This window comes from Neobacillus sp. OS1-32 (assembly GCF_030915425.1).
Classification (GTDB): Bacteria; Bacillota; Bacilli; order Bacillales; family Cytobacillaceae; genus Neobacillus; species Neobacillus paridis.
On record NZ_CP133263.1, the window covers coordinates 3,321,381 to 3,335,776 of the forward strand.

General features: G+C 41.7%; 15 protein-coding genes. 13 read left to right on the forward strand and 2 right to left on the reverse strand.

All coding sequences use genetic code 11. The annotated features are described in order from the left end of the window. Positions 1-182: 182 nt before the first annotated feature. Positions 183-1,529 carry a chromosomal replication initiator protein DnaA gene (gene dnaA / locus RCG24_RS16590; RefSeq protein ID WP_202654635.1) on the reverse strand — a complete coding sequence of 449 codons (1,347 nt, stop codon included), beginning with the start codon at positions 1,527-1,529 and terminating at the stop codon, positions 183-185. A 571-nt stretch (positions 1,530-2,100) separates the two neighbouring features. Between dnaA and rpmH the strand changes: the two genes are divergently transcribed. The 11 genes from rpmH (at position 2,101) to RCG24_RS16645 (ending at position 12,375) form a co-directional block, all read left to right on the forward strand. After that, entirely contained in the window at positions 2,101-2,235 is a 135-nt protein-coding gene (rpmH, locus tag RCG24_RS16595) for a 50S ribosomal protein L34 (RefSeq protein WP_199420775.1), read from the forward strand. Positions 2,236-2,304: 69 nt separating this feature from the next. Continuing rightward, positions 2,305-2,649: a ribonuclease P protein component gene (rnpA, locus tag RCG24_RS16600; protein ID WP_308077503.1), complete on the forward strand. Its 345-nt coding sequence runs from the start codon at positions 2,305-2,307 to the stop codon at positions 2,647-2,649. Positions 2,650-2,782: 133 nt separating this feature from the next. Then, on the forward strand, positions 2,783-3,559 hold the full coding sequence (gene spoIIIJ / locus RCG24_RS16605; protein WP_202654633.1) for a YidC family membrane integrase SpoIIIJ: 777 nt from the start codon (positions 2,783-2,785) through the stop codon (positions 3,557-3,559). Further along, a complete protein-coding gene (gene jag / locus RCG24_RS16610) occupies positions 3,556-4,179 on the forward strand; it encodes an RNA-binding cell elongation regulator Jag/EloR (protein WP_202654632.1) in 624 nt (207 codons plus the stop codon). The genes spoIIIJ and jag overlap by 4 nt, the downstream gene beginning before the upstream one ends. Positions 4,180-4,440: 261 nt before the next feature. Then, positions 4,441-5,826 (forward strand): tRNA uridine-5-carboxymethylaminomethyl(34) synthesis GTPase MnmE, encoded by a 1,386-nt coding sequence (mnmE, locus tag RCG24_RS16615; RefSeq protein ID WP_202654631.1) that lies wholly within the window; start codon positions 4,441-4,443, stop codon positions 5,824-5,826. A 208-nt stretch (positions 5,827-6,034) separates the two neighbouring features. After that, complete coding sequence (mnmG, locus tag RCG24_RS16620) at positions 6,035-7,930, forward strand: tRNA uridine-5-carboxymethylaminomethyl(34) synthesis enzyme MnmG (protein ID WP_308077504.1); 1,896 nt, start codon at positions 6,035-6,037, stop codon at positions 7,928-7,930. A 21-nt stretch (positions 7,931-7,951) separates the two neighbouring features. Then, a complete protein-coding gene (rsmG, locus tag RCG24_RS16625; RefSeq protein ID WP_308077505.1) occupies positions 7,952-8,668 on the forward strand; it encodes a 16S rRNA (guanine(527)-N(7))-methyltransferase RsmG in 717 nt (238 codons plus the stop codon). Between the two features lie 166 nt (positions 8,669-8,834). Continuing rightward, positions 8,835-9,698, forward strand: coding sequence for a nucleoid occlusion protein (gene noc, locus RCG24_RS16630; protein WP_202654628.1), 864 nt, complete (start codon positions 8,835-8,837; stop codon positions 9,696-9,698). Positions 9,699-9,947: 249 nt separating this feature from the next. After that, a complete protein-coding gene (locus RCG24_RS16635) occupies positions 9,948-10,709 on the forward strand; it encodes a ParA family protein (protein ID WP_202654627.1) in 762 nt (253 codons plus the stop codon). Next, positions 10,702-11,556: a ParB/RepB/Spo0J family partition protein gene (locus tag RCG24_RS16640; protein WP_308077506.1), complete on the forward strand. Its 855-nt coding sequence runs from the start codon at positions 10,702-10,704 to the stop codon at positions 11,554-11,556. The genes RCG24_RS16635 and RCG24_RS16640 overlap by 8 nt, the downstream gene beginning before the upstream one ends. A gap of 111 nt (positions 11,557-11,667) precedes the next feature. Beyond that, positions 11,668-12,375, forward strand: a complete 708-nt coding sequence (locus tag RCG24_RS16645; RefSeq protein WP_308077507.1) for a DUF554 domain-containing protein — start codon at positions 11,668-11,670, stop codon at positions 12,373-12,375. Between the two features lie 9 nt (positions 12,376-12,384). Here the strand turns inward: RCG24_RS16645 and yyaC are convergent, their stop codons facing one another. Continuing rightward, complete coding sequence (gene yyaC, locus RCG24_RS16650; protein WP_308077508.1) at positions 12,385-12,996, reverse strand: spore protease YyaC; 612 nt, start codon at positions 12,994-12,996, stop codon at positions 12,385-12,387. 170 nt (positions 12,997-13,166) lie between these two features. Between yyaC and RCG24_RS16655 the strand changes: the two genes are divergently transcribed. Then, on the forward strand, positions 13,167-14,042 hold the full coding sequence (locus RCG24_RS16655; RefSeq protein WP_202654623.1) for a mechanosensitive ion channel family protein: 876 nt from the start codon (positions 13,167-13,169) through the stop codon (positions 14,040-14,042). A gap of 15 nt (positions 14,043-14,057) precedes the next feature. Then, a complete protein-coding gene (locus RCG24_RS16660; protein ID WP_202654622.1) occupies positions 14,058-14,255 on the forward strand; it encodes a DUF951 domain-containing protein in 198 nt (65 codons plus the stop codon). The last annotated feature ends 141 nt before the right edge of the window (positions 14,256-14,396 follow it).

A 14,396-nucleotide genomic window follows, 5' to 3' on the forward strand; every position in this document is an offset into this window, starting at 1 on the left:
ATTATTATTTTATAAAAAATAGGAGAAGTATTAGTAGGAGTTGTTAACATGTGGATAACCTATTTTTACAATGGAAACACAGCCTATCCACATGTGGACAGACTGTGCATATGTGTTTGAAAGTTATTCACAACTTCAACAACTAAGGATGTCCCGGTAAGACCAAGGCTGCCTTGGTTTCTTTAAATTTTCAATTGTTCATTGATTTCCTTCAGTTGCTTTTGCAGCAGTGAATCGGTTTGAAGCAGCTTGGAAATTTTTTCGTGGGCGTGAATTACCGTGGTATGATCACGGCCGCCAAACTCTTCTCCTATTTTGGGCAAGGAATAATCGGTTAATTCACGTGACAAATACATCGCAATTTGCCTTGGAAAAGCGACTGATTTTGTCCGTTTTTTGGCCTTAAAATCCTCAAGTTTTACGTTATAGTGCTCCCCGACAACTTTCTGGATTTCATGAATGGTAATGACTTTAGGCTTTGAGCTGGGAATAATATCCTTTAGGGCTTCAGCAGCTAAATCTGCGTTAATATCCTTATTAATTAGCGACGAATAGGCGACAACGCGAATTAATGCTCCTTCTAGTTCACGAATGTTGGAATCAATTTGATTGGCAATATAAAGCATGACTTCATTAGGAATGTCTAGGCCATCTGCCTTTGCTTTCTTTCTGAGGATGGCAATTCTAGTTTCCAAATCTGGCGGAGTGATATCGGTAATTAATCCCCATTCAAACCTTGATCTAAGGCGGTCTTCAAGCGTCGGAATTTCCCTTGGGGGCCGGTCGCTGGAAATGACAATTTGCTTGCTTTCCTCATGGAGGCTGTTAAACGTATGGAAAAATTCCTCCTGCGTTGATTCTTTCCCCGCTAAAAATTGAATATCATCAATGAGCAGGACATCAACATTGCGGTATTTATTGCGAAAGCTTTCCGCCCGGTTGTCGCGGATTGAGTTGATAAATTCATTGGTAAATTTCTCAGAAGACAAATATACCACCTTTGCCGTTGGATTGTGCTCCAATACATAATGCCCAATGGCATGCATTAAGTGGGTTTTTCCTAGTCCTACACCGCCATAAATAAAAAGCGGGTTATACGCTTTTGCCGGCGCTTCCGCAACAGCAAGGGAAGCAGCATGAGCAAAGCGGTTCCCGGAACCAATGACAAAGGTATCGAAAGTGTATTTGGGAATTAATACGCTTGTCGGAAAATCGTTGTGATCGTCATCCTTTTTCATCTTCTTTGGCGGCGTTCGCAGTTCTTGCTCTTCCTCTGGTTGATCCTGCGGAATGATAAACTTGGCCGTTAAGCTTTCTCCGGTGAGTTCATACAAAATCTCAGTTATTAAATCGGAGTACCGTTCCTCCAGCCAATCACGTGCGAATTCATTGGGAACATTGATGACAAGCTGATCGCCTTGAAGAGACTGGGCTTTCGTTGATTTAAACCATGTCTCAAAACTAGGCTTGCTTATTTTCTTTTCAATATTGGAAAGAGCTGCCTGCCAAAGGTCCGCAATATTTTCCAACGATTGTCCCTCCCTTATAAAAGTATTTATGTTGACATCGTCGTCTTTTCCCATAAAAAATAACTATAAATTTATTAATATATGAAAAGGTATTTTGTGGATAACATATAATAAGGATAGAATGCAGGATTTCGACAATATCCACTACCTGTGGACAAGATTTTACAGAACCTTGGGATAACATGTCCACAGGTTATCCACAAAATGTGGATAATTATTTTTTGGGTAGAAGTTATTCAGAGTGAAAACACAAATATAATAACAAATAATAGCAGGCTACGCAATGGTTTTTCTAAACTTATCCACAAGACGAACGATGTGTGTATAATAATTGTCCACAGGTTGATAATTTGTGAAAAACCTGTCAATATCTTGTGTGGATAGCAGAAAAATGTCGATTAATATCCACAATTAAATGTAAACTGTTCGCTAAAGAACACTATGATAAGAAATTGGAAATTTAGGTTAATGGTTGAAGGACAGTTGACAATATAATGAGGACATCTTTATAATAAATAAGACTGTCGTCTGAAATTGAAATGAGGACTTTTCCTTTTGGGAGGTGTCATATATGAAAAGAACGTATCAACCAAATAAACGGAAACATAGCAAAGTTCACGGTTTTCGCAGTCGCATGAGCTCCAGTAATGGACGTAAAGTTCTAGCTCGTCGTCGTCGTAAAGGTAGAAAAGTATTATCAGCTTAGACCACTGAAACGTCTCAGTGGTCTTTTTTCTAAGCAAAAAGTTTTCATACTGATTGAAGGTGTTAGGTAATGAAAAAGGAACTGCGGATAAAAAAAAATAAAGACTTTCAGACAGTATTTCAACAGGGCAGATCGTTTGCCAATCGCCAATTTGTGGTTTATTCATTGCCGAAGGAGGACCAAGAATTTTTTCGCATTGGTTTATCCGTTAGTAAAAAGCTTGGTAATGCGGTTACGCGAAATAAAATTAAAAGATATATTCGACAGTCCGTTTTTGAACTGAAGGATCAATTATTGCCGGGGTATGATTATGTAATTATTGCCAGGAAACCGGCAGCCGAAATGGACTTTTTTATGATAAAAAAAAGTTTAACGCATGTTTTTAAGGTAGGAAAGGTATTAAAGAACCGATAAAAAATGATCAAATTTACCGTTTTGTTAAAGCAATTTTAATAAAAAGATGTTAGAATTACCTTTGAAACCCATTACAGAAAAATATACATAATTTTTATAAATATCTATATTAACTCCGAGGAGGAAAAACTGGTTGAAAAAAAGAATTTTACTTGTATTTGGGATGCTTTCGATTTTCCTGCTGCTAACGGGGTGCAGCGAAGTAAACAAGCCGATTACCCCGGAAAGTAAAGGCTTTTGGAACGAGTATATTGTCTATCCCTTGTCCTGGCTGATTAAAGAAGTAGCTCATATTTTTGGCGGCAACTTTGGGATATCCATTATAATCGTAACAATTATAATCCGTCTGATTATTTTACCGCTTATGATTAAACAGACAAAAAGCTCAAAAGCGATGCAGGCCCTGCAGCCGGAAATGCAGGCACTGAAAGAAAAATATAGCTCCAAAGATCAAAAGACCCAGCAAAAACTGCAGCAGGAAACCATGGCGCTATTCCAAAAACATGGCGTCAATCCAATGGCAGGCTGTTTCCCGGTATTGATCCAAATGCCGATTTTAATTGGATTTTATCACGCGATTATGCGGACGAGAGCGATTGCCGAGGGCAGCTTTTTATGGTTTGATCTTGGTGACAAGGATCCATGGTATATTTTACCGATTGTCGCTGGTATCACAACGTTTATCCAGCAAAAAATGATGATGGCTGGCACGGCAAACCAAAATCCGCAAATGGCAATGATGCTTTGGATGATGCCGATTATGATTGTTATTTTTGCCATTAGCTTCCCATCAGCGCTTTCCTTATATTGGGTGGTCGGTAATATTTTCTCGATTGTGCAAACCTATTTTATTAAAGGGCCGGAGATAAAGGTGCAAGCAACCGGTAAAATGGGAGGAACTAAAAAGTGAAACAGGTAACTGCTACAGGACAAACCGTCGAAGAAGCAGTAGAGTCAGCTTTAGCCCAATTAAATGTAACAAAAGATCAAACAGATATTGATATAATTGATGAAGGAAAAAAGGGGATTTTCGGAATTTTTGGCTCACGTCCCGCTGTTGTCAAAGTTTCCGTGATCATGAACCCAATTGAAGAAGCAAAGAATTTTTTGAGTCAGGTCAGCGAACAAATGGGTTCTCCTGTTGATATTGATGTAAAACAGGAGGGCAAACTGGTGTATTTTACCTTAACTGGTGAAAAGATTGCATTGTTGATTGGAAAACGAGGACAAACCCTTAATTCGCTGCAATATTTAACCCAGCTGGTGATGAATCGGTTTTCGCAAAACTATGTGACCGTCATTTTAGATGCGGAGAATTACCGCGAGCGTCGGAGTGAAACATTAATTCAACTGGCCCAACGCTTGGCCCAAAAGGCTGTAAAGACGGGAAAAGAAGTAACCTTAGAGCCGATGCCTTCCTATGAACGAAAGGTCATCCACACCGCTTTGGCTGAAAATAGACGAGTAAAAACGAGTTCTGATGGCATAGAACCACACCGTTATATCGTTATTTCACCAGTAAGAAAATAAGTCAATCGTATTTTAAGACATCCTTCCGATTTGGGAGGATGTTTTTTTCTTCCCTTTTTTTGAATAGGTACTTGTTGATAACATTGCTTGAGTCATTCTGTTTGTTTTATTGTTATTCACATGTGGATAAGTTAAAATAGTACAAGATTCTTATTAACCTGTGGATAAAAGTATAAAAAACGGGTTTTTTTGTGATAAGCTATTCTTTTGGATAAATAATCGATTACTTTATATAATTTTTTTAATGTGAGGTGAAACGGAATGGACTTTGATACGATAGCAGCCATCTCAACGCCGATGGGGGAAGGAGCGATCGCTATTGTTCGCTTAAGTGGAGAAGCAGCCATCCTGATTGCCGATAGGCTTTTTAAAGGGGTGAATGGAAAAACACTTGCGGAACAAGGCAGCCATACGATCCATTATGGCCATATCCTTGACCCCAAAACCGGGGACGTAGTCGAAGAGGTCATGGTTTCCGTGATGAAAGGACCAAAAACTTTTACAAAAGAGGATGTAGTGGAAATCAATTGTCACGGTGGACTTGTCTCGGTGAATCGAGTGCTTCAGCTGGTATTAAGTCATGGTGCACGGCTTGCGGAACCGGGGGAATTTACCAAGCGTGCTTTCTTGAATGGGAGGATTGATTTATCACAGGCGGAAGCAGTCATTGACCTGATTCGGGCGAAGACAGATCGAGCGATGAATGTCGCTCTCGGACAAATGGAAGGAAGACTCTCGAGGCTGATACGCCGATTACGGCAGGAAATCTTGGAGATTTTAGCGCAAATTGAGGTAAACATTGATTATCCCGAGTATGATGATGTTGAAGAAATGACTCATTCATTGTTGTTGCCAAAGGCCGCTTATGTTCACGAGGAAATCAAAAAGCTGCTGCAGACATCGCAGCAAGGAAAAATTCTCCGTGAAGGTCTCTCCACCGTTATTGTCGGCAGACCGAATGTCGGTAAATCCTCGTTATTAAACAGCCTTGTACAGGAAAATAAGGCGATTGTGACGGATGTTCCTGGTACAACAAGAGATGTTATCGAAGAATATGTCAATGTCCGCGGTGTGCCGCTAAGACTATTGGATACGGCCGGTATCAGGGAAACTGAGGATATCGTCGAGCGAATCGGTGTCGAGCGTTCCCGTCAGGTGTTAAAAGAGGCGGATTTAATTTTACTTGTGTTGAATTATTCGGATCAGCTGACAAAAGAGGATGAAAATCTGTTCGAAGCAGTGAAAGGGATGGACACGATTGTCATTATCAATAAAACAGATCTGCCGCAGCAAATTGACCTCGAGCGGGTTCATGAGTTAGCAAAGGAACACCGGATTGTGACAACCTCATTGTTGCAAGACCGCGGGGTGGATGAGTTAGAGGAAGCGATTGCCTCGCTGTTTTTCAGCGGCTCTGTTGAGGCAAAGGACGCAACCTATGTATCCAACAGCCGGCATATTGCCTTATTGAACCAAAGTTTGCAGGCGATTGAGGAGGCCATCGCCGGCGCCCAAATGGGAACACCGATTGACATCGTTCAAATAGATTTAACGCGGACTTGGAATCTGCTAGGTGAAATTATCGGCGAAAGTGTCCAAGACGACTTAATCAACCAGTTGTTCTCGCAATTCTGTTTAGGAAAATAATTGGTTCAATTTTCTTGATTTCATGACTGGAAAAGGGAACCCATGGCCAAATACGGTCAATGAAGCAGGGGTTCATAGCCCGAAAAGAGAGATCCGCGGCCGCAAAGCTCAATGAAACACAATATTTTTCAGATAGGTACAAAGATGGACAACATAAATGAAATGATATTTAGTTTTCCGTGTAGCGGAAAAGGAGGAACACATCAATATGCAACAATATGAAGCAGGAAATTACGACGTTGTCGTCGTTGGGGCCGGACATGCCGGCTGTGAGGCAGGCCTCGCGGCGGCACGCATGGGTGCCAATACTTTAATGATTACAATCAACCTCGATATGGTGGCCTTCATGCCCTGCAACCCTTCTGTCGGCGGTCCAGCCAAGGGGATTGTCGTTCGGGAAATAGATGCTCTTGGTGGGCAAATGGGTAAAAACATTGATAAAACGTATATCCAAATGCGGATGTTAAATACCGGTAAAGGCCCCGCAGTGCGTGCCTTACGGGCTCAGGCGGATAAAAATGAATACCAGCGCGAAATGAAACGAACGCTGGAAGAAGAGCCCAACCTTACGTTAATTCAGGGAATGGTCGAAGAGCTGATTGTCGAGGATGGCGTCTGCAAGGGGGTTATCACAAAAACCGGAGCGATTTATCGTTCCAAAACCGTCGTCATTACCACCGGTACCTTCCTGCGCGGCGAAATTATTATCGGTGAATTAAAATACTCAAGTGGCCCGAATAATCAGCAGCCATCGATCAAACTGTCAGAACACCTGGAACGGCTTGGCTTCGAGCTTGTCCGCTTTAAGACAGGTACACCGCCAAGGGTAAACGGGAACACGGTTGATTATAGCAAAACGGAAATCCAGCCTGGTGACGAGGAGCCAAGAGCATTTTCCTACGACACGACCCAATTTATTACCGACCAGCTCCCATGTTGGTTGACTTATACGAATGAACATACCCATCGATTAATTGATCAGAATCTGCATCGGTCACCGATGTATTCCGGGATGATTAAAGGCACGGGTCCGCGCTACTGTCCATCGATTGAGGATAAGGTTGTCCGATTTAACGACAAACCGCGCCACCAGATCTTTCTTGAACCGGAAGGCCGAAATACGAAAGAGGTCTATGTTCAAGGCCTGTCCACCAGCCTCCCTGAAGATGTACAGCACCAGCTGGTGAAAACCGTCGCCGGTTTAGAAAACGCTGAAATCATGAGGCCTGGCTATGCGATTGAATATGATGCCATCGTTCCTACACAGCTGTGGCCGACGTTAGAAACAAAGGTCGTCAAAAACCTTTATACAGCTGGTCAAATCAACGGAACATCCGGTTACGAAGAAGCGGCGGGACAAGGGATCATGGCTGGAATTAACGCCGGTCTTAATGCCTTAGGCAAGGAAGAATTGGTGTTAAGCCGCTCTGAGGCCTACATTGGGGTGTTAATTGACGATTTAGTTACCAAAGGGACAAATGAACCATATCGCCTGCTTACATCGAGAGCGGAGTACCGTCTGTTGTTAAGACATGATAATGCCGACTTACGTTTAACGGAAATTGGTTATAAAATTGGCTTAATTGGTGAAGAACGCTACCAAGCATTTTTAGCGAAAAAAGCGGCAATTGATGCGGAGAAGGAAAGACTCCGGTCAACCATTTTAAAACCGTCTGATAAAAATGTTCAAGAGCTAATTCGCAGCATCGGCGGCAGCGAGCTAAAGGATGGAATCCGTGCCTCCGACTTGTTAAAACGGCCGGAAATGACCTATGAATTACTGGAGACTATCGCTAAGCCGGATTCTCCATTAAGTAATGAAATGAAAGAGCAAGTTGAAATTCAAATTAAATATGAGGGCTATATTGAAAAATCAATGCAGCAAGTGGAACGATTGAAAAAAATGGAGGATAAAAAAATTCCGGAAAATATTGATTATGATGCCATCTCCGGGCTTGCTACCGAAGCGAAACAAAAGCTTAAGAAGATTAGGCCATTATCGCTGGCCCAAGCATCAAGAATTTCTGGAGTTAATCCAGCCGATATTTCAATTTTACTTGTATACCTTGAGCATGGCCGAATTGCCAGAATTGCCAATGATTAAGTGAGTGAGGAAATTTACCCAATGAATAGTGAACAATTTACCACGATCCTGAAGGAAAAGGGAATCAGCTTGACAGAAAAGCAGCTTGATCAGTTTGAACAGTATTATCTGACCCTTGTTGAATGGAATGAAAAAATGAATCTGACGGCCATTACTGCCAAAGAAGATGTTTATTTAAAGCACTTTTATGATTCGCTGACGGCAGCATTTTACTTTGATTTTTCCAAGCCTCTTCGTCTTTGTGACGTTGGGGCTGGTGCCGGGTTTCCGAGCATTCCGCTAAAAATTGCTTTCCCGGATATTGAGGTAACGATTGTCGATTCGTTGAATAAGCGAATTTCCTTTTTACAACATCTTGCCAATGTATTAGGGTTGGAAAATGTCCGGTTTATGCATGACCGGGCGGAAACCTTCGGGGGCAATCCTAGCTATCGCGAGAGCTTTGATGTTGTTACGGCAAGGGCTGTTGCGAGAATGTCTGTATTAAGTGAGCTCTGTCTACCGCTTACAAAAGTGGGCGGTTACTTCATCGCCTTGAAGGCAGTCAATGCTGATGAGGAATTAACTCAAGCCGAAAAGGCGATCACCACGCTCGGCGGCAGGCTTGAAAACAAATTCACCTTTACTTTACCAATTGAGCAGTCGGAACGGAATATGATCATCCTTAAAAAGGAAAAGCCAACACCTAAGAAATACCCAAGAAAGCCTGGTACCCCGGCAAAGGCCCCCATTCAGTAGCACTCTAAAACAGCTATCGCTCTTGATAGGGAGTTGCTGCGGGACGAACGGTCAGAAAAACTGTTTGCGGTACTAACATATTTTTTGTAAAAATGGTATTCTATGCAGGAAGAATTATTTTGAAAAGAGAATAAGTAATAGGGAGTTTCGAAAGGTGGTGTTGGGGATGAAGAGTTCGTTTAGCCGCTTTTTTGGCCTCGGAGATAAAGGGGAACAGACGGTTGAGCTTGAGCAAGAGCTGGACGGTGAAAAAAATGAAGAAATCAAAAAAATTCCAATAGATCAAATTGTTCCTAACCGCTTCCAACCGCGTACTGTTTTTGATGAAGAGAAAATTGAAGAATTATCACGAACCATTCATATACATGGGATTATCCAGCCAATTGTTGTCAGGGAGTATGCTGCTAATCAATTTGAAATCATTGCCGGAGAGCGGCGCTGGAGGGCAATGAAAAAGCTGGGTTGGACTGAGGTGCCGGCAATCGTAAAAGATATGACGGATACGGAAACCGCCTCGATTGCCTTGATCGAAAATTTGCAGCGGGAAGAATTATCTCCGATTGAGGAAGCGATTGCTTACGGCCGACTGCTGGAACTGCATAATTTAACGCAAGAGGCATTAGCGCAGCGTCTCGGAAAAGGGCAGTCAACCGTGGCGAACAAACTGCGCCTCCTTAAATTACCGCAGCCGGTTCAAGACGCTTTATTAAATAAGGTGATCACTGAGCGCCATGCGCGTGCTCTTATCCCACTCAAGGATCCGGAAAAACAGGTAAAATTACTTGAGGAAGTCATTGAGAAAAATTTCAATGTCAAACAAACGGAAGATCGTGTAACCAAGCTGCTGCAGGAAAAGACGGCCAAACCGAAACCGAAGCGGAAGGCCTTTAGCAAGGATATGAGAATTGCCGTCAACACGATTCGTCAATCGCTATCAATGGTTACCGATAACGGCATTAAGCTGGATGCTGAAGAAGAAGAATTTGACGATTTTTACCAATTTACCATTCGGATTCCAAAGAAAAAATAATAGATTGAAATACATAGAGAGGCTGACTTTTGTGACAGTCTCTTCATTTTTTTTCTGCCTCCCTCAAAAGATTCCTCTCTTTCAGCGGATTATTTTTTGAAAAAAACCAACAACCCATCCATTTCGTGATAAAATAGAGAAATGGGAATTTTACTTTTTACACGGCATAGCAGATAATGGCGTGAATCGAGAAAATATTTGCTAGAGTGTAAGAAACATATTTTTTGAGAAATAAGGGTGGGTGACATCGTGGGTAAAATTCTTTCCATTGCGAACCAAAAGGGCGGAGTTGGCAAAACGACGACCGCTGTCAACCTAGGCGCCTGCTTAGCACATATCGGTAAACGAGTCTTAATGGTAGATATTGACCCGCAGGGGAATGCTACAAGCGGGATTGGAATTGAAAAAGCCGTGGTCGAACAGTGTATATACGATGTTTTAGTAGACGATGTTGAGGCAAAAGAAGTCATCAGGCCAACGGCAATTGACAATTTATATGCGATCCCGGCAACCATTCAACTGGCAGGGGCAGAAATCGAACTGGTACCAACTATTTCTCGCGAAGTACGGTTAAAACGGGCGCTTGAAGAGGTGAAAGATCAATTTGATTATATTATCATTGATTGCCCGCCGTCACTGGGGCTGCTCACACTCAATGCTTTAACCGCTTCTGACTCGGTGATCATTCCTGTCCAGTGTGAATACTATGCTTTGGAAGGGCTAAGCCAATTATTAAACACAGTTAGGCTGGTGCAAAAACATTTAAATCAGGATTTGAAAATTGAGGGCGTCTTATTAACAATGCTCGATGCCAGAACAAATCTTGGAATTCAGGTAATAGAAGAAGTTAAAAAGTATTTTCAAGATAGGGTTTATAAAACCATCATTCCTCGCAATGTGCGTCTAAGTGAGGCGCCAAGCCATGGGGAACCGATCATCACCTATGATGCCAAATCCCGTGGAGCTGAAGTGTATATAGATCTGGCAAAGGAAGTGGTTGCAAATGGCTAAAGGATTGGGAAAAGGGCTGGATGCTATCTTTTCCAACATGGAAGCCGGAAAAGATGAAACAGTTCAAGAGATTAGACTCAAAGAGCTTCGTCCAAACCCCTACCAGCCGCGAAAATCCTTCAACCAAGAAGCGATTGATGAATTAAAAGCATCAATTTTGGAACATGGAATCCTGCAGCCGCTGATCGTTAGAAAAAGTATTAGAGGCTACGAAATTGTGGTTGGGGAACGTCGTTACCGGGCCGCCAAGGAAGCAAAGCTCGCTAGTGTTCCGGCAGTTGTCAGGGAATTTTCGGAACAGCAAATGATGGAATTGGCGGTAATTGAAAACCTGCAGCGGGAGGATTTAAACCCGATTGAGGAAGGACAAGCTTACCAAACCTTGATGGAAAAACTAGACTTAACACAAGAGGAAGTAGCCAAACGTTTAGGAAAAAGCCGTCCGCATGTGGCCAACCATATCCGTTTACTATCACTGCCGCCGAAAATTCAACAACTTATTTCCGATGGGAAAATTTCCATGGGCCATGGACGGGCCTTGTTAGGCTTAAGGAAAAAGAGCCATCTTCCAACGGTAGTAGAAAAGGTCATCAAAGAATCGATGAATGTCCGTCAGCTGGAAAAATGGATTCAACAATTAAATGAAAATGTTCCACGTGAAACAAAAAAGCCGGAAAAGAAAAAAGACGTTTTTATCGTCGAACGGGAGCATATGCTGCGGGAACGGTTTGGAACTACTGTAACAATTAAACAGAATAAAAATAAAGGGAAAATAGAAATTGAGTTCTTTTCCCAGGATGATTTAGAACGAATTTTGGAAATTCTCGAACAAGAGCATGATTCATAGTAAGCCATCTGTCGGATGGTTTATTTTTTTTCAATAATCCTTTTCTTTAGCAAGAAAACATGTTAGGTTTAAACTATTATTATTTTGACAAACAAGTTCAGGTGAATGTTGATGTTTTTATTAGGTACGATGGTGAATGGTTTATTGATTATTATTGGGACAGTCCTTGGAAGACTATTAAACCGCATTCCTGAGGGCATGAAAAATACCGTTATGTATGGAATTGGATTGTCGGTTATGGTTTTAGGGCTGCAAATGGGTTTGAAAAGCGATAATTTTTTAATTGTGATTCTCAGCCTTGTCTTCGGGGCAGTGATTGGAGAATGGCTGAAATTGGAAGATAAATTAAATGATGTTGGCAAATGGCTTGAAAATAAGGTTGGAAACAACGGGAAAGGCAGCGTATCAGAAGGGTTTGTGACGGCTACATTAATTTTCGTGATTGGAGCAATGGCGATTCTTGGTGCCCTGGACAGCGGGATCCGCGGCAACCATGATATCTTGTACACCAAATCGCTGATAGACGGTTTTACCGCTTTAATCCTCTCCACTACACTTGGAATCGGTGTCATTTTTTCGACCGTCCCTGTGGTCTTATATGAAGGTTTGATTGCAACATTTGCGACACAAATTAATCAATTAGTTCCGAAGCTGTTAATGCAGCAGTTTATTACCGAGATGACGGCAACGGGGGGAATTATGATTTTTGCCATCGGGCTCAATATGATTGGTTTAACGAAGGTAAAGGTTGCTAATCTTCTTCCAGGAATAGTCGTCGTCGCAATTATTGTCACGATTTTATATCATGTTAAAATTTAACAGGGACCTTTAACGGGTCCCTGTTTCATTGGTCTTTTCTTCTTGAATCATAGTTTTTTGATAAAGCAGTCCTGTCAGGTAGATCCCGTCAGCGATGGTTCTGGCCATTTTCATGACTAGGTTGAGACGGGTATTTTGTAAAACGAAAAATTCCATAAAACCGCTGACATTGACGATCCCTGTGATATGGATGTCGCCAACAGCCGGAAGTTCTTTATTGACACCGGCACCTGGCTTAACCGGACCGTTACCAACCTGGATCATGCCCACATTTTTCATCCGCCCGAGGCAGGCGTCAATACCAACAATAAAAGGGTTCACGTGCTTCATTTGAATTTCCTTTAGTCTATCCTCAAGATTAACGGCATGAATCGGTTCATCAAGTGTTCCATATACATAAAAGGATGGCAGCCTTTTTTCCTCCAATAATGTGCCAATTAACGGACCTAATGAATCTCCTGTGGAGCGGTCTGTTCCGATACATAAAAGGACAATTGGACGGCTGGTGATTGTCGGGATATTGGCAAGTAATTCAGTGGCAAGACTTTGAACAGCATAGACATCATCATGGAGGATATATGTTTTCGCTTTTCGATCGAACAAGTGCGCTTTCAGATTCATTACGTCCACCCCTTAACAACGAAACATTTACATTTGCTTTAACATTATACGGAAAATTTAGAATTTCTATACGTAGCCAAGTTAAAAATGTTAAAAACACTTCACTATTCTCTGTTTAGAAAAATTGTTAAAATAGATGGGGAATGAAAGCTTTGAAAGTTGGTGTATAAATGGAGGATTTTACTACAGAAAAAGGATTTAAAAAAAATATCATTGATAAATTACAAAATGAAGATACATGGATAAGTCTCGGTCAAGGATTATTAAAGATTATTCTCATTATGGCCATTGCCAATATCATTATTCGAATCGGCAAAATAGCGATCCATAATGTTTTTAAACTGCGGAATCTTTCCCCGCTTAAAAATTCAGAGCGCAGGGAAGAAACATTGGCGAAGCTGTTGGATAATACGATTACCTATGTGGTCTATTTTATCGCCTTTATGATGGTTCTTTCCGTTTTTGGGATTAATGTTGAAGCGCTGATTGCCGGTGCAGGAGTTGTCGGTCTGGCAGTCGGGTTTGGCGCCCAAAGCCTGGTGAAGGACGTGATTTCCGGATTTTTTATCATTTTCGAGGACCAATTTTCGGTTGGCGATCATATTAGGGTAGGAGAATTTGAAGGGAATGTCGAAGCAATAGGATTAAGAACGACTAAAATAAAAAGTTGGACCGGAGAAGTGCATATATTGCCTAATGGCAGCATTACCCAGGTTACTAATTTTTCGATCAATAATAGCATCGCTGTTATCGATATTGCCATTGCTTATGGTGAAGATATTGAAAAGGCGCAAAAGGTAATTGAAGAGGCGCTTACAAAGATGCCAAACGAGTATGAAGAGTTAGTCGATACCCCGCAGCTGCTGGGGATTCAATCAATGGGCCAGGCAGAGGTGGTGCTCAGGATAATCGCCGAAACATTGCCAATGCAGCATTCCACTGTGGCAAGAATGATTCGCAAGGATATTAAAGTCATTTTAGACGATAATGGAATCAAGGTTCCGGCACCTAAATTTGTCATGTACCCTGATAAACAGCCAAAATAGAAAGGAGAATGCAAGATGGAGGAAAAGGTGTTTGCCCTAAATGATATTGTTGAGATGAAGAAGCAGCATCCATGCGGAACAAATCGCTGGAAGATCATCCGCATGGGTATGGATATCCGGATTAAATGCGAGGGCTGTGGCCACAGCGTGTTGATCCCCAGAAGAGAATTTTCCCGGAAAATGAAAAAGGTTTTAGTCAAGCATGAAGAATAAAATAAACTTCATGCTTTTTTTATTGTTCTTATGATTCGCCGATAAAATTACTTTTTCGCTGATAAAACTGACATATCGCCGATAAAAGGTCTCGTTTCACCGTTAAATACGAAAAATTCGCCGATAAAATTATAGAATCTA

What these genes read in the sequence shown, in the direction of transcription:
- RCG24_RS16645 (WP_308077507.1), top strand. Translation starts at nt 11,668, where the DNA reads ATGTTTTTATTAGGTACGATGGTGAATGGTTTATTGATTATTATTGGG.
- mnmE (WP_202654631.1), top strand. Translation starts at nt 4,441, where the DNA reads ATGGACTTTGATACGATAGCAGCCATCTCAACGCCGATGGGGGAAGGA.
- mnmG (WP_308077504.1), top strand. Translation starts at nt 6,035, where the DNA reads ATGCAACAATATGAAGCAGGAAATTACGACGTTGTCGTCGTTGGGGCC.
- rpmH (WP_199420775.1), top strand. Translation starts at nt 2,101, where the DNA reads ATGAAAAGAACGTATCAACCAAATAAACGGAAACATAGCAAAGTTCAC.
- noc (WP_202654628.1), top strand. Translation starts at nt 8,835, where the DNA reads ATGAAGAGTTCGTTTAGCCGCTTTTTTGGCCTCGGAGATAAAGGGGAA.
- yyaC (WP_308077508.1), bottom strand. Translation starts at nt 12,996, where the DNA reads ATGAATCTGAAAGCGCACTTGTTCGATCGAAAAGCGAAAACATATATC.
- RCG24_RS16660 (WP_202654622.1), top strand. Translation starts at nt 14,058, where the DNA reads ATGGAGGAAAAGGTGTTTGCCCTAAATGATATTGTTGAGATGAAGAAG.
- RCG24_RS16655 (WP_202654623.1), top strand. Translation starts at nt 13,167, where the DNA reads ATGGAGGATTTTACTACAGAAAAAGGATTTAAAAAAAATATCATTGAT.
- RCG24_RS16640 (WP_308077506.1), top strand. Translation starts at nt 10,702, where the DNA reads ATGGCTAAAGGATTGGGAAAAGGGCTGGATGCTATCTTTTCCAACATG.
- rsmG (WP_308077505.1), top strand. Translation starts at nt 7,952, where the DNA reads ATGAATAGTGAACAATTTACCACGATCCTGAAGGAAAAGGGAATCAGC.
- rnpA (WP_308077503.1), top strand. Translation starts at nt 2,305, where the DNA reads ATGAAAAAGGAACTGCGGATAAAAAAAAATAAAGACTTTCAGACAGTA.